Source organism: Marinobacter salinus, from assembly GCF_001854125.1.
GTDB classification, from domain to species: Bacteria; Pseudomonadota; Gammaproteobacteria; order Pseudomonadales; family Oleiphilaceae; genus Marinobacter; species Marinobacter salinus.
In genome coordinates this window covers 3,753,554-3,772,960 of the sequence record NZ_CP017715.1, presented here as the reverse complement: position 1 = coordinate 3,772,960, position 19,407 = coordinate 3,753,554, and the positions used below count along the sequence as shown (strand labels likewise).

Genomic DNA, 19,407 nt, shown 5'->3' with positions numbered 1-19,407 from the left:
AAGGTGAGCCGGGCTCTATTATTTGGTGACTTCTGAAACCGCTGCGCGGTCCTGTGGGGACTTTGCATCCGCGCACAAATTCCGACGCCACTGCACGGTTTCACTCGGCAGTTCCCCAAAGTGTTCCCGGTAAAGTGCAGCGAACCGACCAAGGTGTGAGAAGCCTTCGTCGGCCGCATAGGTCGAAATGTGTGGGATGTCGCACGTGCAGTCCACCAGTCGCCACCTCACCCTTATAAGCCGGTAGCGCTGGAACAACCGATAAGGCGTCATCCCGGTTTCCCGCTTCATCAGATAATACAGATTCCGTTCGCTCACCCCGCAATGAGCGGCCAACCCCCTGAGATCAAACTCCCATTCGGGGTGCTGTCGGAACCTGTCCAACACCCGAAGCAGCCGGCGATCAAGTTTCAGACATTCCGGAATGTGCCGTCTCCCGCCGTTTCCAAGCAAGGCGCCGAGGCTCCTGAACAGCTCCGTCGTCAATGCCCGGGCATGCTGATCATTGAAGAAAAAGCCGGCCTTGAAGAGATAGTTGTCAACCAGATGGCGTATCTCGGAGATTAGCCTGTTGGGCTCGTCACCAACCGGAGCCGGCACCACTCCGGGTGCCGGCTTGAGAATAATCACCTGACTTTTTTCACCCAAACGAAGACGGGGGCGATTCCCTGCGTGCATGATCAGGAGCGGGCTCACCGGCCACCAGGAATGGTCATCCCAGGAAGCTTCGACATGACCTTCTACTGGCACAACCAGAACCGGCCCTTCCGCCTGACAACCTGAAATATCCATATCCTGGCTGGCATAAAGGCAGGCAATCCGGCCTCCTTCGACGTCAATTGCAGATAGGGCTCCAACCCTCGCCTGGTTGCCAGCGACATGGCACTCAATACTCGCGCACCCTAAAAGCAGACGGACTGCCGACAACCATTCCCGAGAGGATGCATGATTCAATCGGAGATACGATTGCAATTCGAGCTCTGGCGTTTCGACGGGCATAGGGTTCAACGCGTGAAAATGGACCCACACATGTAAGCAATCTAACCATATTCCAATAGCCACATATTGCAGAACCCCAGAAATCAACCCATTAATTGTCGTGTCATTGACACGTGTCAAAAAATAGCAACTTTATAGCATCCCAGGTCGCTGGCCTGGCCATCAGAAATCCTTGCCCACGGTGACATTTGAGATCGTTAAGCATCCGATACTGAGCCCCGTTTTCGATGCCTTCAGCGACCACCTCAAGCTCAAGAGCATCGGCAATACCAAGGATCGCCGAGACAATCCGTGAGTCAGTACCTACGCCTCCGAGACGCTTGATGAACTGTCGGTCGATCTTCAGGACATGTACGGGCAGGGTGTGCAGGTAAGCCAGTGAGGAATAACCCGTCCCGAAATCATCCACCGCCACGCTCACTCCCTGGTCACCAAAATCCCGCAGTCGGGCCAGGCACTCCGCAGACAAATGCATAAGGTGAGTTTCCGTAATCTCGATCTCCGGCAACCAGCAAATCTGACGAATGCGGGCAAACAGGACATCAAGCAACTGCTGCAGGCGTGAATCGGAAATTTGACGGGCGGATATGTTGATCGCCAGTCTGAGCCCGGAAGGGAGCCCCTCCGCGGCTTTTGGAAGATCCGCCAGAATGCAGCGAACAAGGTGTTCCGTCAGCTCATGAATATGCCCGCGTTGCTCTGCAACAGGCACAAAGTCCGCAGGTGACACAGCGCCGAACTCGGGGTGATGCCATCGCAAGAGTGCCTCCAGCCCCGCCATTTCGCCCGTCGCCAGCTGATACTGGGGCTGGTACACCACACTGAATTCATGCGGTGCGGTTTTCAGGGACGCGACCAACGCCTCCGATAGCCGCTGTTTATAATGCCCCTCCTCCGTGTCCGCGGCGCTGTACATCCGGTGGCAGGCCCGTCCCGCCATCTTGGCCATATGCATGGCACGATCGGCATTCTGGAGCAATTCACTGCCGGTCTGACCATGCCGCGGGAAAAGGGCCGCACCAACAGACGCCGAAAGGAAATATTCGCGTTTGTCCACTACAACGGGAGCCCGGAAAACCTGAGTCGTGCGTTGACAGATACCTTCCAGCTCTTCTGCCGAATTCAGTTCAACGATTGCGGCGAATTCATCGCCGGACAATCGAGCCACTACGTCACTAGCCCTCAGCACACTCCGGATGCAAAGCGCCGCTTGCTGCAAAACACTGTCACCACGCTGGTGACCATGAAGATCGTTGATTGACTTGAAAAAATCGAGATCGATAAAAAGCACGCCGAATGTACTCTGACTGGCCTCTCGCTGGGAAACCCGGGCTTTGAGAAACTCCTGGAACAGGGAACGATTAGGCAACTCTGTCAGAGGATCATAATAGGCAAGGGAGGCAAGTCGCTCGTTGCCGGCAGCGATATCACCCACATCCATGAATACGCCGACAAAAAAGCGCTGGGCATTGAACTCAACGGGATAAATTGTGAGCCACTGCGGGTAGGTTTCCCCACTCTTCCGTCGATTCCAGATCACCCCCTCCCACCGGCCATTATCATTGAGGCCTTGCCACATCACCCGATAAAACTCCCGGGAGTGCAAACCTGAACTCAACACGGAGGGTGCCTGACCAATTACCTCTCCCGATTGATAGCCAGTTACCGTGCGGAACATATGATTCACATAGGCAATTCTCGGTTCCGTAGTCGCCAGCATAATGGCACGGGGGTGATTATCCACCAGTGCCTTGAAGTTTTGTTGTTGGATTACCTGCACCGACATCTCACTCCTCTATCCCTGAACGTGAATCGACCCGCCCAATTCAGGATAAGCAGGAAATGTCGCCAACCTAGCCATATATTGCAAAACCGCTGATAAATGCGACGAAAGAACGAGAAAGCGGAATAAATGCCCTCTTTTTGCAATATCTGGATACTCGGGACGCACAATCCGGCCAATAGTGATTGTCACTACAATCAACGCACGGCGTCAGAAGGACCTTCCATGCGACGGAATGAACCTGTCACCCGGAAAGAGCAGACATACCCAGAGCACTACCACCTGATTACAACCACCGATATCAAAGGCCGGATAACAGCTGCCAATGAAGAGTTTGCGGAAGTCGCAGGATTCGAAGTGGATGAACTGGTCGGCCAGCCCCACAATCTGATCCGGCATCCCGACATGCCCCCGGGCGCTTTCGAAAATATGTGGCAAACCATAAAAGCAGGCGAATCCTGGCGGGGGATCGTAAAAAACCGATGCAAGAACGGCGATCATTACTGGGTCGACGCTTTTGTGACTCCCATTCGCAAGGACGGCCAGATAGTTGAGTTCCAGTCGCTCCGCACCCGGCCGAGCCGGGATCAGATTGAGCGGGCGGAGAAAGTTTACTCGGCCTGGAATCGTGGCCAGGTGCCCCGTCGCTATCTGGCCACAAGCCCCTCCCTGACCTGGAAACTCAGTTGTCTTTATGGATTACTGGCTGCCAGCCTCACCATATTCGGCCTTTCCGAGCTCACAGTGCCTCACATGATCGTTATGCAGGGACTGGTTTTCGCGGTCTTTGCCACTTTGTTCTGGCTCACCCGCCCGATGATGAAAAGCGCCCGGGAAGCCTGCTGCGAAGCGCATCCGGCGCTGCCCTGGATCTATACCGGAAGACGGGACGAAGGCGCCTGGATAGAGTTTGACCGGCAGAAGCGTGACGCCACACTCCGGGCGGTCTCCGCCCGAATGCACGCCAATATCGGCTCCCTGCATGGCCGCAAGCAACGAACGGTTGAGTGGGTTTCCAACTCGGTTACCAGTATCCGCAGCCAGCAGGATGATATTCAGCACATCACACGAGCCTTTGAGGAACTCGCACAAAGCGTTCAGCGCGTCAGCGAGCTCACTACGCGCACTCATGATGCGACCCGCAATGCCGGGGAATCCGGCAGTCAGTGCAGGCAACAGATGAACACAATGAACACCTCACTCTCCGGGCTGCAGGAACAACTATCTACAGCCAATAAGCGCATGGGGATCCTGTCTGAAAAAAGTGATGCTATCGGCGTTGTCCTTGAAGTTATCTCCGACATTGCAGAACAAACCAATCTGCTCGCGCTGAATGCCGCAATCGAGGCAGCTCGGGCTGGTGAGTCAGGACGGGGATTTGCCGTGGTCGCCGACGAGGTTCGTGGTCTGGCAAAGCGGACTCACGAATCAACCCGTAAGATCGATGAAATGATTGACGCACTCCAGAAAGAAACACACGGCGTGGTCAGCGTAATCAATGAAGGGGTCACTTCCTGCGAAACAACGGCCACAATGGCAGTGCATGCCAGTGAGGCACTGGAAGCCACCATGAAAGACGTCGACGTAATTGCCAGCTGTGCCCATGAGGTCGCAGGCGCGACGGAAGAACAGTCAGCCCTGAGCACGCAGGTGGAAAGGCAGGCCGAACGACTTATGGAGCTTGGCAATCAGTCCGTCCAGAGCAGTGAAAGTGCCCGCGAGGAATCCGAGCACCTGGGCAATAATGTAGATCAGGCCCAGTTGCTGACAAGCCATTTTCTGCAGATGCTCATTGACAAGCTGATACCGGGTCACCCGTCACGGAAAGACACCCGGGCACGATTCCCCGGACCGGTCCAATAAGGTAGGCTGGCGCTCCACCTCAACTTATTGTGGAAGATTGCCGATATCGTGACTCTGGGAAACTTTTTCTGGCTGTTTCTGGCCGGCTTTGCCATTTGGTATTGGTGGCGGGCCAAAGCTATCAAGGATTTTGTCCTGCAAGCCGCCCGCAAGTACTGCAAAACGATGGATGTGATGCTGCTTGACGACGCGGTCTACCTCCGCGGGCTCTGGTTCAAGCGCGACTCGGAAGGAAGGCTTCGGGTCTGGCGCCGCTTTCTCTTCGACTTCACATCAACGGGAGAGGAGCGTTATACCGGTCGCGTGATCATGCTTGGCCAGCGCATTCTCCACATGGAACTGGAACCTCACCGCTTTTCCTGATCAACCTCGCCCAAATGGGCGATATCCCGCCCGGACTTTCACGCGAATAATCACCAACGCATTAACGACCAATGGCCGCCACCATCGCGGCCGCCTACAAAAACAACAGGAGTTAATCATGCGTATTCGATCCATCGCAACCATTGCGCTGGGGCTTGTCATGCTGTCTGCCTCATTCGTCACCCACGCCGGCTACACCCAGACCCGGTATCCGATTGTACTGGTCCACGGTGTTACCGGATTCAATACCATCGGTGGCCTGGTCAACTATTTCCACACCATTCCATGGAACCTGGAGCGCAGCGGCGCGCGGGTTTATTCCGCCAGCGTCTCGTTTGTGAACAGCAGCGAGCAAAGGGGCCAGCAGCTGGCCAACTACATAAACGGCCTGGGTCACGTCAAGGTAAACCTGATGGCCCACAGCCAGGGCGCACCAACGTCGCGGGTCACGGCGTCACTCATTCCACACAAGATAGCCTCCATCACCTCAATTGATGGCGTTAACAAGGGCTCAAAGGTAGCGGACGTTGTTCGGGGTATTCTCCCGCCCGGCAGCTATGTGGAAGGTGGCGCGCAAACCATTGCCAACGCCCTCGGCGGCCTGGTGAACGCCCTGTCTGGCGCCGACAACCCACAGGATGGCGTTGCCGCCCTCGAAACCCTCACCACCCGGGGCACCACCGACCTTAACGACGCTCTCGGCTGGAAAGGTGTGAATCGCTCTTCATGTTCCGGTACCGATGAGAACGTCTGGATCAATGGCAACCGCATCAAGTTCTTCTCCTGGACCGGCCGCGCCGTCTGGACCAACCTGCTGGACATCTCCGACCCGTTCCTCGGCATTACTGCCCTGGCATTTGGCAGCGAGCCCAACGATGGCCTGGTTGGCGTTTGCGCAACCAAGATGGGGAATGTCATCGGAACCCACTACGACATGAACCATGTCGATGCGATCAATCACCTGTTTGGTGCCCGCTCGCTATGGACGAATCCGGTATCGCTCTACCGCTCCCAAGCCAACCGTCTGAAAAACCGCGGTCTGTGAGGCTGGCATGAGACATCGTCAGCTCCGGTATCGTCGATGGCTCGCCGCAACCGCACTGTCGGCCATTATGGCCGGCGGTGCGATGTGGCTGTATCCGGCCAGCAACGAACCCACACCCCTTACCGATCGCGTACAGGGCAATACCGTCGGGGCGGCAACCCAGGATACGGGTCTGAAACAGCAGACCAAACCCGATGCGGTAGCTCTTCCAGACGACCGCAACATGGAGCCTCTCAATATTGCTTCGAATACACCGGCCTCCCTTGGGCCGGATCCGTTCGCAGCTTCACTCGAAGGAACGGACATCGACGGCGCCCTCAAGGCCGATGCCAACGGTGAACTAATCGTAGATATTGAGACCCGGGATTTCTTCGATTATTTCCTGAATGCCGTTGGCGAAGTGTCACCGGAAGAGGTTCTGGAGCGCATCCGGACACTGGCCGTCACCAGCCTCCCAGCCCCGGCTGCAGAGCAGGCGATGGCGCTCCTGGACCAGTACCTTCACTACAAGCAACAGGCTATGGCGGTGGAGAGTACGCCCCTTGATTCGGCCCGGCAAAATGACCCGGCCTACCAGCAGGAAATGTTGCACAAGGCGTTTAACGATCTGAAGCAGCTCAGGCAGACCATCTTCAGTCCAGAGGCCCATCGGGCGTTTTTCGGCCTTGAAGAAGCCTACGGTGAGTATACTTTAGCCACGCTGGAGATTGCCCGCAGGACCGACTTGTCCAGTGAAGCCAAGACCTCACTGGTAGCGTGGCATCGGAACCAGTTACCGGAGCAGCTGCAACGCACCGAACGGCATCTTATGGAGAGCAATCAAGAGAGCCTGCAGCGAACAGAGATCATGGAAGCGGCAGACTCTCCAGAAAGCGCGGGGCAGAAGCTCATGGATCAGGGCATGTCCCGGGAGGCCGCTACCAGCGTGACCGCTTACTTGCAGGAACAAAAGCAGTTCGAGGCTCGTTATGAGCATTACCGCAAGGCTATCGCCCAGCTGAGAGACTCGGGGCTGGCGGAACCGGACCTGGCTGCCCAGCAGGCTCAGCTTCTGAACCGGCACTTCCCGGACTCCAAACAGCAAACCTGGGCCCGACTAAAGATGCTGGGAAGCAATTAGTCAGAGTGTGCGCCCACTCCCGCCATTACCCGGCGGGACACTTTAGACTGCTGAATGTCACCAAGCGGCATGTGGGCTTGCATGGATACCCAGATCATCAGAGTGCAGCAATCAGCCGGGTTCCGGCGACTGCGGTTCGGACCCGAACTCGAGCCGGGCTATCGAGGACTCAGAGCTGCCGCAATCCGTGATCGGGCCCGACTGGTTTCGGCCGCGGCCCTGCTGATTTTCGGAATCTTTGTGCTGCTGGACCTGGCCACGCTGCCGCCAGACCTGGCCAGGGTAACTGTCACCATAAGATTGTCAGTTACCTGCCCCGTCATTGCCCTGGTATGGTGGCTGTCCTATGGCCAGTGGCCGAACGATCGGGTTTTCGAGCATCTGTACACCCTCGCCTACCTGGCCGGCGGGCTCAGTGTTGTCGCAATAATTGCCGCCGCGCGTCTCCGGGACTTCCCGCTGCCCTACGAGGGCATGCTACTGATGCTGATGTTCGGCTACTTCGCCATGGGCCTGCCGTTTTTCGGGGCGACCTTTGCCTCGGTCCTGATCATTGCCTCGTATCTGGTCACCGAACTGGCAACCGGCCGGACGCCCGGTGTGGTCATGGCCAACCACTTTTTCGTGCTCACTGCCAACAGCATTGGCATGATGGGGGCCTGGCTAAGCGAGTACCGCCACCGGGCGCATTTCCTTGACCAGCAGTTGCTTGATCAACTGCACCAAGCCTCCGCAGAGGAGAGTGAGCGGAAAAGCCACCTGATTACCGTTGCCAGTCATGATCTTCGCCAGCCTCTGAACGTCATTGGCTTGACGCTCCAGAATCTTTCCGGGGACGGGCTCACCACCGACCAGCTAAACCTTGTACAACGCCTCCAGAGAACCGTCAGTCACTTTCAGCGGCTTTTGGGGAATGTTCTGGATATCTCGCGCATCAACGAGGGAATGATTCGCCCGGAGAACGACGTTTTTGAGCTGGAGCCGTTACTGAAACAACTGGTAGAACTCACGGAAGATCACGCCGCCGTTCAGGGCTTCCATGTGTTCGTGGCAGATTGCACGGCAGGCACCCGGGTAGTGGCAGACCCCCAACTCCTGTCACGGGTTCTGCAGAACCTGATCGTCAACGCAGTTGATCACAGCGGTGGTGATCAGGTTCGACTTTCAACAAGACGGATGGGAATGATGGTCCGTATCCGTGTTCACGATAATGGAACCGGCCTTAATGAATCGCTGCAAGGTACTGTGTTCCAGCCTTTCGTCCGGGGTGGTGGCAAGGGCCGGAACATCTCCGCTGGCCTGGGGCTTGGCCTTGCTATCGTCAAAGAACTGACCGGCATGATGAATGGTGATTGCGGTGCAAGATCCAGGCCCGGCACCGGCACGACATTCTGGATTGATGTCGTATCCGCTGACACTCCGGCGACAACCAATGCGACCACCCTACCAACTAAATCCAACCCATCTGTCGGGCCTGACTGACGCATTCAGTGCGATTATGGACCCCCAGATGGGTAAAAATCGCTTTCAAATGAGTCTTCACCGTGTGCTCGGTGAGACCGAGACTTTGGCAGATTCGCTTGTTGGGGAACCCCTGGGCCAGCAAAGACAGGACCTCCAGTTGCCTGGGTGTGAGCGCCATGGCCTGATCGGGAGATCTCGCACAGCCGGGGAAATACTCTCCACCCCGGCTGATTGTTCTGAACATGCCAGCAAGCGCGGCCCTTCCCGCCGATTTTGGCAGGAATCCGCGCGCACCCGCGGCCCTCGCGGCCCGCACCGTCGGTTCATCTTCTGAGCTGGAAATAACCACCGCGGGGATTGGCAACTCTCTGGCAGCAATCCGGGGCAACAACATGAACCCGGTTTCACCCTGCAGCGAAACATCCAGCAAGACCAGATCAACGTAATTCGGCCTCGACAATACCTCAAGGGCTTCGTCGACCGAATCGGCCAGGTCCACCGAGGTGGCCAACATGGCTTGCGTTATAAGCTCCGCCAGCCCCTGCGAGAAGAGCGGGTGGTCATCGACAATCAAGACCCGGCGTAAGGGCAGTCCCTGATCGCAAGGGGCATAGCCCATACCGCTGGCTTGGGGCATAAGATGGCTCATTCCTGACCGCGCATTTTGTGTATTTTTGTTACTGCGGACTAGCCACTATAAGGCAGTAAACCCTGCGGCACTGCGGCCTGCTTAACAGTTTTCCCGAATAAACTGAAACGCATCAGTAACCGCAAGCATCAACTGAAATATTACTGTCACATTTCTGTCGCATTCTTTGCCAACGCTAACTAATTGTTGTTACGAGGTTTTAGGATGAAACAGAGCCATTTCCCCCTGGCTATTCGCATTTTCTTGGTGTGGACTCTCACGGTAGGGCTGTGGCTCCCACAGGCTCACGGTGAAGGTATGGAGATCCACGGATCCAACACCATCGGCGCAACTCTTGCGCCCATGCTCGTCGAAGGCTATTTCCACAGCATGGGCATCAGTCCGGTCAGCACGCGCAGCAATGGCAAGGAAAACGAAAAAATTCTGACCGGTAAACGGGCCGGCACACCGATCCGCTCTTTAGTCGCCGCGCATGGCTCAAGCACCGGGTTCAAGGCCCTTTACGCAGGTCATGCCGATATCTGGGCCTCCTCCCGCCCCGCCAAACCAGCGGAAGTGGAACAAATAGCCGGGCGCGCAAATCTGAACGACGCCGACAGCGAACATGTTATTGCCATCGATGGCCTTGCTATTCTTGTGCATCCGTCCAACCCGGTGAACCAGCTAAGCATTGAGACGCTGGGCAAGATTTTTTCGGGCCAGATACGTAACTGGTCTGAAGTTGGCGGCACAAACAAAGCTATCAGTCTCTATGCGCGGGATGACCGTTCTGGAACCTGGGACACGTTTAAAAGCCTCGTGCTTGGCAAGCAGTTTGCCTTGGACAGCTCTGCCCAACGCTATGAATCCAATGACCAACTCTCCGACGATGTCAGCCGGGACCCGACAGGAATCGGCTTTGCCGGTCTGGCGTCCGTCCGTGACAGCAAGGTGCTCGCCATATCCGATGGCAATGCCCCTGCCCTCAAACCAGACCAGCTGACCGTCGCCAGTGAAGATTACCCGCTCGCCAGGCGCCTGTTTATGTATACCGCCGGGGATTCGGCCCCGCAGCAGGCGAGGGACTTTATTGAGTTTGTTCTGGGCTCTGAGGGTCAGGCCATTGTTTCCGAATCAGGGTTCATTTCCCAGAACCCGATCGCCGTCAAGCCGGACTTTGACACGGGTGTGCCCGACACGTTCAGGCGACTGACACAGAACTTTGAAAGACTGACCGTCAACGTCCGATTCTCTGAGGGCCGAACCAAACTGGACAACAAAGCTCGCCGGGATCTCCTGCGCATCGCAGACTACCTGAAACGGGAAAAGCTTTCGGCTGACGACCTGATGCTTATCGGTTTTGCCGACCTGCAGAGCAATGAACTCAGAGCGCAAATGATTTCGGAACTTCGCGCCTTGTCAGTCCGCAAGGCACTGGAGGACTTAGCGATCAATAACGTTGCCTATACTGGCTATGGCCATTACATGCCTGTGGGGAGCGCCGGTGGCAATAATGGCCAGCAGAGGAATGGCCGCGTGGAAATCTGGGTACAGCGTCGATGACCCGGCTGAAGGGTCCGGCGGAATCACCTGCGATCCACAACTTTGAAACATGGGTCTGGTCCCACTAAAGTTGGTCGTTGGTATTCGGCAATCACTTATCCCTCGCCCGGTCACAGATATGTTTCTGTTTTCTATACTGGATCATTACATCCAACCGACAGACTGGGCCAATGGACATAAACACCGATCACCGTTACGCAATTAACCTGAACGTTCGGGGAATTCAGCCCTCAGCGACCCTCCGCATTAATGAGCTCAGCAACCAGCTCAAATCCGAAGGCAAAGACATCATCAAACTGGGACTCGGGCAATCGCCTTTCCCGGTACCTGATCGCGTAGTGGAAGCTCTAAGGCAACACGCCCACGAGAAAGACTACCTTCCGGTTAAAGGTCTCAAGGGCCTGCGCGAAGCCATCGCCGGTTATATCAATCGCAGTGAGCGCATGCGCTCCAGCTGGGAAGATGTGCTGATAGGCCCGGGCTCCAAGGAGCTGCTCTTTATTCTTCAGCTGGCCTACTATGGCGATCTGCTGATCCCTCGGCCAAGTTGGGTGTCCTATGCGCCCCAGGCCCGGATCATTGGCCGTTCGGTACACTGGCTGCCTACCCACGCCGAGAACAACTGGCAGCTTACGGCCGAGGAACTGGACATCATCTGTCGGGATGATCCGTCACGGCCGCGCATTCTGATCCTCAACTATCCCTCCAACCCGACAGGATGCACCTACACCGACGACCAGTTGCTGGCAATTGCCAACGTAGCACGCAAGTACAAGCTGATCCTGCTATCGGACGAAATCTACGGGGAAGTGCACTTCGACGGCAAACACAAGTCGATCGCGCGCTATTATCCGGAAGGCACCATCATCTCTACCGGGCTGAGCAAATGGGCAGGAGCTGGTGGCTGGCGCCTGGGGGCGTTCATCTTTCCGCCAGAGTTGCGGCCGCTACTCGATGCGATGGCGATTATTGCCAGCGAAACCTTTACCTCCACCAGCGCACCGATCCAGTACGCCGCCATCTCGGCCTTCGAGGGCGGCGAAGATATCGACCATTATCTGGTGCAATCCCGCCGGGTACTCAAGGTCATTGGCGAATACGTGCACCAGCGCCTGACAGACATGGGCGCTGTGGTACAAAAGCCGGAAGGCGCGTTTTACCTGTTCCCGGACTTCTCAGGCTTCCGGGACCGGTTGGCAAAGAAAGACGTGAAAACCAGTCAGGCATTCTGCCAGGCACTGCTTGAGAACACCGGCGTGGCCATCCTCCCGGCCAGTGATTTCGGGTTTGTACCGGATCATCTGGCTGCGCGCCTGGCGTTCGTCGATTTTGATGGAGCGGGAGCCCTGAACCTGGCCGGTGGCGACCATGCTGAAAGCGAGCTCGGTGATGACTTTGTCCAGCAGGCGTGCCCACGCCTGGTCAAGGCCATGGACAAGATGCAGGCATGGCTGAACAGCCTCTGACCCGGCCGTGTTAGACTGGTGCCCTCACTCTTATCAGAGACTTCACTGGGGGCGCCGTGTCCGATTCCGTTTCTCTCCGCGACATTACCGATTTTGCCGAAACCCTGGCCCGCGAGGCTGGGGAACTGATCCGCCGTGAGCGTGACGAAAATACCCTGCGAACGGATTATAAGCAGCAGACCGAGCTGGTGACCCACGCTGATGTGATGGCCGATGAATTCATCACTGACGCCATCCGGAAACGCTTCCCGGATCACCGCATCCTGTCGGAAGAAACCATGCCGGATCTCAGCCAGGCCGAAGAACTGGAAACGCCTCTTTGGGTCGTCGATCCCATTGACGGTACGGTAAATTACGCCTACGGCCACCCCCAGGTGGCGGTCTCCATTGCCTACGCCGAGAAAGGCAGAGTCCGGGCCGGCGTGGTTCATGCACCCTTCCCCGGTGAAACTTTTCGCGCCACCAAGGGCGAGGGTGCCACCCTCAATGGCAAGGCAATTGAGCACAGTGGCGCGACCGTGCCCCGCGATTCCCTGTTTGCTACCGGCTTCCCCTACACCAAGGACAATCTGGAACCCCTGGTGCGCCGCCTTGACGCCATGATCCACCAGTGCCGCGACCTCCGCCGCATCGGCTCCGCCGCTCTGGACATCTGTTGGGTAGCCTGCGGCCGGCTGGACATCTACTACGAAAACGTCAGCCCCTGGGACTTCGCCGCCGCCCGCCTGATTGCCCTGGAGGCGGGCGCCACCGCCGGGCACTTCGGCAATGTGCCCGACGGCTATCCAGCAGATCTTTATGGTCGCGACATCCTGATTTCAGCCCCAGCCATCTGGGAACCCGTCCGGGCTATTCTTCGGGCGGCTTCCGGGTATGAGTGAAGTCTGAAATGGGCCTCAAGAGCTAGCCCATAAGCCCTCGGCCACCAACCCCCAGCTCTCTTCAAAGTCCGTGGACGGCAGGCGCGAAAACGAAGACCGGACAAACCGCTGAATCCGCCCCTCAATGAAGACCAGCACAAAGTCGGCGCCCCGTGCGGCACTGGTCCTAGGCCGCAAACCCTGCCGAATCTCGCCTTCTTTCAGAGCCTGCCGGACCTGGGTTTCAAGGCGCTCGAAGAACTGTGATGCCCGCTTGCGCAAAGCCTCATTTTCGCCCATCAAAGCGTCACCTGTCAGAACACAACACAGCCCGGGATTGCGCTCTGCAAACACCAGAACCAGATTTACCAATTGCTGCAGTCGGACTCTCACGTCTTCCTGCTCCTGAAGGATCACCTGGCACCGGGAGAAGACCGCTTCCTCGGCAAACTCGATGAGGGCTTCAAACATTTTTCGCTTGCTGGGAAAATGGCGGTATAGAGCCGCCTCGGTCACGCCAACGGACTTTGCCAGTCCGGCGGTGGTAATGCGGGCTCCCGGATCTTTTTCCAGAAGTTCCACAAGGGAGTGAAGGATCGCTTCTCTGCGGCTCGGTTTCTGATCGGTCATGACAGGACTACAGCGCTCTGATTTGTCGTTTTCGGGGCCGGTCATCTGGTGCCAGCCCTCGTTTATTCGTTGTCGGGATTGTGCCCCAGATCAGAAGAAGGTGCCATCAATAGGGGATGAAGCACTGGCGTACGGCTTTTTGGGCATCCGGCCAGCGAGATAGGCCTCACGGCCTGCTTCAATCGCAAGCCGCATGGCATGGGCCATCCTGACCGGATCCCTGGCGGCGGCAATGGCGGTGTTCATCAGCACACCATCACAGCCGAGCTCCATGGCGATGGTTGCATCCGACGCCGTACCTACGCCGGCATCAACCAACACCGGCACCTTGGCATTTTCAACGATCAGACGAATGTTGTAACGATTCTGAATGCCGAGACCCGAGCCAATCGGAGCGCCCAGAGGCATGATCGCAACACAGCCCATGTCTTCAAGGCGCTTGGCCAGAAGCGGGTCGTCCGAGCAATAAACCATCACCTTGAACCCATCCCTGATCAGCTCTTCCGCCGCGACCAGAGTCTCGGTCATGTTCGGATAAAGGGTCTTCTCTTCCCCGAGCACTTCAAGCTTCACCAGGTCATGACCGTCAAGGAGTTCCCGGGCCAGTTTACAGGTCCGCACCGCATCCTTTGCCGTGTAGCAACCCGCTGTATTTGGCAGGATGGTGTAATGATCGGGAGAGATCACGTCCAACAGGTTCGGCTCATCCGGGTTCTGTCCCAGATTGGTTCGGCGTACCGCCATGGTGACGATCCCGGCGCCACTGGCCCTTATAGCATCACCGGTCTGCGCCAGGTCACGATACTTTCCAGTACCGACCAGCAGTCGTGACTCGTATACACGGCCAGCAATTTCAAGGGGTTTGTCTTCGGGAAGCATAATCTCGGGGGTCTCGCTCATAACGTTCCTGGAATTGTTCGGTTGTATTAGCGGAAAGCTCTGGAATAGGCCGAAATCGTCCGGATCCGGCCTCGTTTTCAGACTCAGCCGCCACCAATGGCGTGGACCACTTCGACCCGGTCGCCTTCGTGGAGACTAAATTCAGGATGCTGACTACGGGGTACGATATCTTCGTTTACCTCCACGGCCAGCCGCTTTCCCGCCAGAGTCATCTTTTCAATGAGGGTCACAATAGTCGCTCCAGCCGGGAGCTCCATTGCATCACCGTTTACCTGCACCTGCATAAACTGTCTTTACCTCTGTTTTTTTAGCGCGACGGGCAAACCACCGCTATCGCTGCCATCCGGCGGCAGCCACTAACATCGCCCAGCCAACCATGAAACATACACCACCCAACGGGGTAATCGGACCTGCCCAGCGGATCTCTGTAAGCACCAGAACATAAAGGCTGCCACAAAACAGCAGTATACCCGCCAGGAAAAAACCGGCGGCCAGCCCAAGCAGTCGGCGATTCAAAGCCAGCCCGGAAAGAAGAGTTACCAATACCAATGCAATGGCGTGATACATCTGATAGCTGACTGCCGTTTGAAATACCTCAAGGCTTCGCTCACTGACAGCACCCCGGAGCCCATGTGCACCGAAGGCTCCAGCCATCACCGCAAGCAAAGCCAATGCCGCACCCAGAACCAGGGGTGCCCGCATCAGGCCGGTTGAACCAGTGTCTACGCGTTCAGCAGTCACAGTGGATCTTCTCTCCGGTATCCAGGTTCATGATGGTCAGAACTCCGCCCCAGACGCAGCCAGTATCCAGCCCGACAAATTGATCATTGCCCGTTATGCCTTCGAGCGCTGCCCAATGCCCGAACACAACCCGGACACTGTCCTGTCGCGGGAACCGGAACCATGGGGCGAATCCTTCAGGCGCCTTATCCTCAGACTCCTTGGTCGTCAGCTCCAGTGTGCCGTCTTCGGCGATGAAGCGCATCCGGGTGAAATAGTTGGTGATGATTCGCCAGCGATCCATGCCGGCAAGCGTCTCTCGCCAGCATTCCGGGTGGTTACCGTACATCCGGGCAAAGTATTCCCCGGCATCATCACCGGCAATCACCGTTTCCACTTCCCGGGCGTAGCTCATGGCTCGATCAACGCTCCAGATATGGGGAAGACCCGCATGAGCCATGACCAGATTGCGCTCGGAGTCGTGGATGCACAGGTGCTGCTGGCGTAACCAGGCAATGAGCTTGTTGTGGTCCGGCGCATCGAGAATATCCGACAAAGTATCTTTCTTGCGCGTCTGGTGCCCTCCCAGCGCTACCGCCAGCAGGTGAAGATCGTGATTGCCCAGCACCACCACTGCGGAGCTGCCCAGGCTTTCGATGTAGCGCAGGGTTGCCAGTGATGCGGGGCCCCGGTTGATAAGATCACCCGCTACCCAGAGGCGATCCCTGGACGGCGAGAAATCGACCTTGGCAAGAACATCCCGCAAACGATCGTAACAACCCTGAATGTCGCCAATGGCGTAATCAGTCATTACCTGCCTCGTTGTTACTGCTCTCTCTTACTTTTTGATCCACCAGCAGGTCCGCAATCCTGACAAAGTCAGCGAGGCTGAGGTTCTCGGGCCGCAGGCCGTCATCAATCCCCAGGCCCTGCAGCTGGTCAACGGTAACCATACCACCGAGTGCCTTGCGCAGCGTCTTGCGTCGGGCATTGAACGCGGTACGAACCACGGCCTGAAGCGTACTGAGGTCTTTGGCCGGGTACGGCAGGGTTTCATGGGGCACCAGGCGGACAATCGCGGAATCGACTTTCGGAGCCGGGCGGAAAGCACCGGGGCCCACTTCAAACAGAGGCTGAACTTTACAGAAATACTGGGCCATGATGCCAAGCCGGCCGTAATTGTTGTCGCCCGAGACCGCCGCCAGCCGCTGTACCACCTCTTTCTGCAGCATGAAGTGCATGTCCTGCACCACACCGGCCTGGGACAAAAGGTGAAAAATCAGCGGCGTAGAAATATTGTAGGGCAGGTTCCCGATGATGCGGAGGCGTTTGCCATTCTCCACCAACTGACTGAAATCGAACTTCAGTGCATCGGCCTCATGGATACGGAAATCCGGGTAGTTGAAGAACTTGGTCCGCAAGACCGGAATCAAGTCACGATCCAGTTCAACGACCTGGAGTTTCGGATTGATCGCCAGGATTTCCTCAGTGATCGCACCCAGGCCGGGGCCGATTTCCACAATAGCATCATCCGGCTTCGGATTGATTGCCCGGACAATGCGCTCAATCACACCGGGATCATGGAGGAAATTCTGACCAAATCGTTTTCGGGCCTGATGGCCGGATTTATTGCTCACGGGCGATTCTCTTGATTAGCGGCTTTCCGGCACCGGGCCATTTGTGCACCTACGCGAATGGCGGTGTGCAGGCTGCCGGCATCGGCCCTGCCAGTGCCGGCAAGATCCAGCGCAGTGCCGTGGTCAACCGAGGTCCGGACAATGGGAAGCCCCAGGGTGATGTTGACCGCACGGCCGAAGCCCTGGAATTTAAGTACCGGCAAGCCCTGGTCATGGTACATGGCCAATACGGCGTCGGCGTCATTCAGCCAGTGCGGTGTGAAGAGTGTGTCGGCCGGCAACGGTCCGGTCAGGCGAATGCCTTCCTGCCGAAGCCTGGCCAACGTCGGCTCAATAATCTCGATTTCTTCACGGCCCAGGTGTCCACCCTCCCCGGCATGGGGGTTCAGGCCCGCCACCAGGATATGTGGCCGCTCAATGCCAAAAAAGGTTCTCAGATCGGCCGCAAGAATCCGGGTGACCTGAGTTATCCGCTCAGGGGTGATAGCTGCCGAAACATCCTTCAGGGGTAAGTGAGTGGTTACCAGTGCCACTCGCAATTCGTCTGTTGCCAGCATCATGACCACACGGTCAACACCGCAGAGTTCCTGCAGAAACTCGGTGTGGCCGCTGAAAGGAATACGCGCTTCGTTGATGACTCCCTTGTGAACAGGCGCGGTCACCATGCCGTCAAACTCACCATCCAGACACCCCCGGGCAGCCGTTTTCAGGGTCTCAAGCACGTAATGACTGTTAGCCGGCTCGAGCCTGCCGGCGTCCATACTGACACAGCCGTCTACAGACAGGACCGACAGACAACCTTCGCGAGTCTCGGGTCGCTGCCCCGGCTGCCAGTCGCACAGCTTGACATCAAGCCCCATAGAGGCAGCTCGCGTTGCCAGCAGGGCCTTGCTGGCAACTATGACAATGCCCGTCTCGCGCGGCCGGGCTGCCAGACCAAGGCACAGTTCCGGACCAATGCCGGCCGGTTCGCCAGCGGTCAGGGCCAGGGTTACCAGACCACTCATGAGTTATCGTTGGCTCCTTGGGAAGCCTCTTCCTGGGCGTACTCACCCTTGAACTCCACAAAGGCTTCGTCGCGAATTTCCCGTAACCAGTTCTGCAGTTCGGTTTCGAACTTCCGGCGATAGATGGCCTGCCGCGCCTCTGACTGTTTCACTTCACCGCTTATATCTTTCTGCCGGCGCTCCTGCACTTGCAGGATATGCCAGCCAAACTGGGACCGGAAGGGCCCTCGGATCTGGCCAATATCCGCTTCCAACATGGCTTGCTCAAAAGCAGGCACCATCTGCCCCCGGCTAACCCAACCAAGACTGCCGCCATCGGAACCCGAAACCGGGTCATCCGAGTATTCCCGTGCCAGCTCGGAAAAATCGGCACCGTCCTTCAGCTGTTGGTAAAGGTCCCGGATCTTTTCCTCAGCCTGCGCATCGGTCACCGCTTCGGACGGGCGAACCAGAATATGACGCACCTTATGCTGCTGAATGACTTTCTTTTGCTCGCCTCCGCGCTTATCCATGACCATCACAAGGTGGAACCCGCTGTTGTTTTCCAGCACGCGCGAAGGTTCGCCAACGGTCAGTTCCGGGACGATCGGAGCAACCAGGGACGGCAGTTGGCTCTCGGACCGCCAACCCATGTCGCCGCCTTCCAGGGCATTACTGGCATCGGATTCAGCCACAGCAACTTCCCGGAAATCCCGACCATTGGCAATTTCCTGCCTGAGGTTCTCAGCCTTTTCGCGGGCAGCGGACACCGCAGTGTCGCTGGCGGGATCGTCGGTTTCGATAAAGATATAAGCAAGCCGGTATTCAGGATTATTGCCGCCACGGGCTTCCTGTGTACTCAGATAGTTCTCTACCTCGCGGTCGGTGACTCGCACACGGTTGCCGACCCGGCGCTGTTGAACCCGGCTGGTCAGCATTTCATTGCGTATCTGCTCGCGTGCCTGGCGGTAAGTAACACCTTCCGCGGACAACTGTTGCTCGAACTGAGCCAGCGTCAGGCCATTGCGCTCGGCGATATTGGTCATGGTCTCATTCAGCTCGTTATCGCTGATGCGCATGCCCATTTTTTCTGCCATCTGGAGCTGGATAGACTCGGTAATCAGCTGATCAAGCACCCGTTGTTCCAGAAGCTGACGTGGAGGCAGACCCGTGCCCTGGGCACTCAGCCTGGTTGTAATGGTGCTGACCCTGGTTTCAAGCTGAGTCTGAAGGATGACGTCGTCGTCCACGATGGCGACGACCTGGTCGAGTAGCTTGCGCTCCGCCTGCACGGTCAGGGACAGGGTAACTGCCACAACCATCAGCAACGTTTTTACAGCATGGCGAAGAGTCGCCTTCATAAACACCTCTTGATAATAA

Annotated in this window: 19 protein-coding genes; 8 read left to right on the top strand and 11 right to left on the bottom strand. The window is 57.1% G+C overall.

Annotated features, from left to right (window positions below):
* Positions 1-18 precede the first annotated feature (18 nt).
* Both BKP64_RS17390 and BKP64_RS17385 read right to left on the bottom strand, forming a co-directional pair.
* The gene (locus BKP64_RS17390) at positions 19-972 is read right to left on the bottom strand and encodes an AraC family transcriptional regulator (protein ID WP_227515455.1); all 954 of its coding nucleotides are present in this window, start codon (positions 970-972) and stop codon (positions 19-21) included.
* A gap of 130 nt (positions 973-1,102) precedes the next feature.
* Positions 1,103-2,785, bottom strand: coding sequence for a putative bifunctional diguanylate cyclase/phosphodiesterase (locus BKP64_RS17385; RefSeq protein ID WP_227515454.1), 1,683 nt, complete (start codon positions 2,783-2,785; stop codon positions 1,103-1,105).
* 222 nt (positions 2,786-3,007) lie between these two features.
* On the opposite strand from BKP64_RS17385, the gene BKP64_RS17380 reads away from it, so the two are divergent.
* From BKP64_RS17380 to BKP64_RS17360, 5 genes are all read left to right on the top strand, one after another.
* Complete coding sequence (locus tag BKP64_RS17380; RefSeq protein WP_070972909.1) at positions 3,008-4,645, top strand: methyl-accepting chemotaxis protein; 1,638 nt, start codon at positions 3,008-3,010, stop codon at positions 4,643-4,645.
* A gap of 48 nt (positions 4,646-4,693) precedes the next feature.
* Entirely contained in the window at positions 4,694-5,008 is a 315-nt protein-coding gene (locus BKP64_RS17375; protein ID WP_070973755.1) for a DUF3301 domain-containing protein, read from the top strand.
* Positions 5,009-5,132: 124 nt separating this feature from the next.
* Positions 5,133-6,053, top strand: a complete 921-nt coding sequence (locus BKP64_RS17370; RefSeq protein ID WP_070973754.1) for an esterase/lipase family protein — start codon at positions 5,133-5,135, stop codon at positions 6,051-6,053.
* A gap of 7 nt (positions 6,054-6,060) precedes the next feature.
* Positions 6,061-7,173, top strand: a complete 1,113-nt coding sequence (locus BKP64_RS17365) for a lipase secretion chaperone (RefSeq protein WP_070972907.1) — start codon at positions 6,061-6,063, stop codon at positions 7,171-7,173.
* Positions 7,174-7,254: 81 nt separating this feature from the next.
* Complete coding sequence (locus tag BKP64_RS17360; RefSeq protein WP_070972905.1) at positions 7,255-8,655, top strand: sensor histidine kinase; 1,401 nt, start codon at positions 7,255-7,257, stop codon at positions 8,653-8,655.
* Here the strand turns inward: BKP64_RS17360 and BKP64_RS17355 are convergent.
* Positions 8,624-9,274 carry a response regulator transcription factor gene (locus tag BKP64_RS17355; RefSeq protein WP_083329252.1) on the bottom strand — a complete coding sequence of 217 codons (651 nt, stop codon included), beginning with the start codon at positions 9,272-9,274 and terminating at the stop codon, positions 8,624-8,626. The two genes, BKP64_RS17360 and BKP64_RS17355, sit on opposite strands and share 32 nt — an antisense overlap.
* Positions 9,275-9,490: 216 nt before the next feature.
* Between BKP64_RS17355 and BKP64_RS17350 the strand changes: the two genes are divergently transcribed.
* The 3 genes from BKP64_RS17350 (at position 9,491) to BKP64_RS17340 (ending at position 13,175) form a co-directional block, all read left to right on the top strand.
* Positions 9,491-10,828: a substrate-binding domain-containing protein gene (locus BKP64_RS17350; RefSeq protein WP_227515453.1), complete on the top strand. Its 1,338-nt coding sequence runs from the start codon at positions 9,491-9,493 to the stop codon at positions 10,826-10,828.
* 170 nt (positions 10,829-10,998) lie between these two features.
* Complete coding sequence (locus tag BKP64_RS17345) at positions 10,999-12,294, top strand: pyridoxal phosphate-dependent aminotransferase (protein ID WP_070972901.1); 1,296 nt, start codon at positions 10,999-11,001, stop codon at positions 12,292-12,294.
* Positions 12,295-12,350: 56 nt separating this feature from the next.
* On the top strand, positions 12,351-13,175 hold the full coding sequence (locus BKP64_RS17340) for an inositol monophosphatase family protein (RefSeq protein ID WP_070972899.1): 825 nt from the start codon (positions 12,351-12,353) through the stop codon (positions 13,173-13,175).
* Between the two features lie 15 nt (positions 13,176-13,190).
* Here the strand turns inward: BKP64_RS17340 and slmA are convergent, their stop codons facing one another.
* The 8 genes from slmA to BKP64_RS17300 all read right to left on the bottom strand — a co-directional run bounded on the left by slmA (position 13,191) and on the right by BKP64_RS17300 (position 19,388).
* Entirely contained in the window at positions 13,191-13,784 is a 594-nt protein-coding gene (gene slmA / locus BKP64_RS17335) for a nucleoid occlusion factor SlmA (protein ID WP_070973752.1), read from the bottom strand.
* Between the two features lie 90 nt (positions 13,785-13,874).
* Positions 13,875-14,684 carry a thiazole synthase gene (locus BKP64_RS17330; RefSeq protein WP_070972897.1) on the bottom strand — a complete coding sequence of 270 codons (810 nt, stop codon included), beginning with the start codon at positions 14,682-14,684 and terminating at the stop codon, positions 13,875-13,877.
* 83 nt (positions 14,685-14,767) lie between these two features.
* Positions 14,768-14,968 carry a sulfur carrier protein ThiS gene (gene thiS, locus BKP64_RS17325; protein WP_070972895.1) on the bottom strand — a complete coding sequence of 67 codons (201 nt, stop codon included), beginning with the start codon at positions 14,966-14,968 and terminating at the stop codon, positions 14,768-14,770.
* Between the two features lie 46 nt (positions 14,969-15,014).
* Positions 15,015-15,386 carry a DUF423 domain-containing protein gene (locus BKP64_RS17320; protein ID WP_070973751.1) on the bottom strand — a complete coding sequence of 124 codons (372 nt, stop codon included), beginning with the start codon at positions 15,384-15,386 and terminating at the stop codon, positions 15,015-15,017.
* Positions 15,387-15,414: 28 nt separating this feature from the next.
* Positions 15,415-16,215 carry a symmetrical bis(5'-nucleosyl)-tetraphosphatase gene (locus BKP64_RS17315; RefSeq protein WP_070972893.1) on the bottom strand — a complete coding sequence of 267 codons (801 nt, stop codon included), beginning with the start codon at positions 16,213-16,215 and terminating at the stop codon, positions 15,415-15,417.
* Positions 16,208-17,041: a 16S rRNA (adenine(1518)-N(6)/adenine(1519)-N(6))-dimethyltransferase RsmA gene (gene rsmA / locus BKP64_RS17310; RefSeq protein ID WP_070972891.1), complete on the bottom strand. Its 834-nt coding sequence runs from the start codon at positions 17,039-17,041 to the stop codon at positions 16,208-16,210. The genes BKP64_RS17315 and rsmA overlap by 8 nt, the downstream gene beginning before the upstream one ends.
* Positions 17,038-18,048 (bottom strand): 4-hydroxythreonine-4-phosphate dehydrogenase PdxA, encoded by a 1,011-nt coding sequence (gene pdxA / locus BKP64_RS17305; protein WP_070972889.1) that lies wholly within the window; start codon positions 18,046-18,048, stop codon positions 17,038-17,040. The genes rsmA and pdxA overlap by 4 nt, the downstream gene beginning before the upstream one ends.
* Complete coding sequence (locus tag BKP64_RS17300; RefSeq protein ID WP_070972887.1) at positions 18,045-19,388, bottom strand: peptidylprolyl isomerase; 1,344 nt, start codon at positions 19,386-19,388, stop codon at positions 18,045-18,047. The genes pdxA and BKP64_RS17300 overlap by 4 nt, the downstream gene beginning before the upstream one ends.
* Between the last annotated feature and the right edge of the window lie 19 nt (positions 19,389-19,407).

What these genes read in the sequence shown, in the direction of transcription:
- BKP64_RS17350 (WP_227515453.1), top strand. Translation starts at nt 9,491, where the DNA reads ATGAAACAGAGCCATTTCCCCCTGGCTATTCGCATTTTCTTGGTGTGG.
- BKP64_RS17345 (WP_070972901.1), top strand. Translation starts at nt 10,999, where the DNA reads ATGGACATAAACACCGATCACCGTTACGCAATTAACCTGAACGTTCGG.
- BKP64_RS17320 (WP_070973751.1), bottom strand. Translation starts at nt 15,386, where the DNA reads ATGCGGGCACCCCTGGTTCTGGGTGCGGCATTGGCTTTGCTTGCGGTG.
- BKP64_RS17300 (WP_070972887.1), bottom strand. Translation starts at nt 19,388, where the DNA reads ATGAAGGCGACTCTTCGCCATGCTGTAAAAACGTTGCTGATGGTTGTG.
- BKP64_RS17330 (WP_070972897.1), bottom strand. Translation starts at nt 14,684, where the DNA reads ATGAGCGAGACCCCCGAGATTATGCTTCCCGAAGACAAACCCCTTGAA.
- BKP64_RS17315 (WP_070972893.1), bottom strand. Translation starts at nt 16,215, where the DNA reads ATGACTGATTACGCCATTGGCGACATTCAGGGTTGTTACGATCGTTTG.
- BKP64_RS17365 (WP_070972907.1), top strand. Translation starts at nt 6,061, where the DNA reads ATGAGACATCGTCAGCTCCGGTATCGTCGATGGCTCGCCGCAACCGCA.
- pdxA (WP_070972889.1), bottom strand. Translation starts at nt 18,048, where the DNA reads ATGAGTGGTCTGGTAACCCTGGCCCTGACCGCTGGCGAACCGGCCGGC.
- BKP64_RS17385 (WP_227515454.1), bottom strand. Translation starts at nt 2,785, where the DNA reads ATGTCGGTGCAGGTAATCCAACAACAAAACTTCAAGGCACTGGTGGAT.
- slmA (WP_070973752.1), bottom strand. Translation starts at nt 13,784, where the DNA reads ATGACCGATCAGAAACCGAGCCGCAGAGAAGCGATCCTTCACTCCCTT.
- BKP64_RS17380 (WP_070972909.1), top strand. Translation starts at nt 3,008, where the DNA reads ATGCGACGGAATGAACCTGTCACCCGGAAAGAGCAGACATACCCAGAG.
- BKP64_RS17355 (WP_083329252.1), bottom strand. Translation starts at nt 9,274, where the DNA reads ATGCCCCAAGCCAGCGGTATGGGCTATGCCCCTTGCGATCAGGGACTG.
- thiS (WP_070972895.1), bottom strand. Translation starts at nt 14,968, where the DNA reads ATGCAGGTGCAGGTAAACGGTGATGCAATGGAGCTCCCGGCTGGAGCG.
- BKP64_RS17360 (WP_070972905.1), top strand. Translation starts at nt 7,255, where the DNA reads ATGGATACCCAGATCATCAGAGTGCAGCAATCAGCCGGGTTCCGGCGA.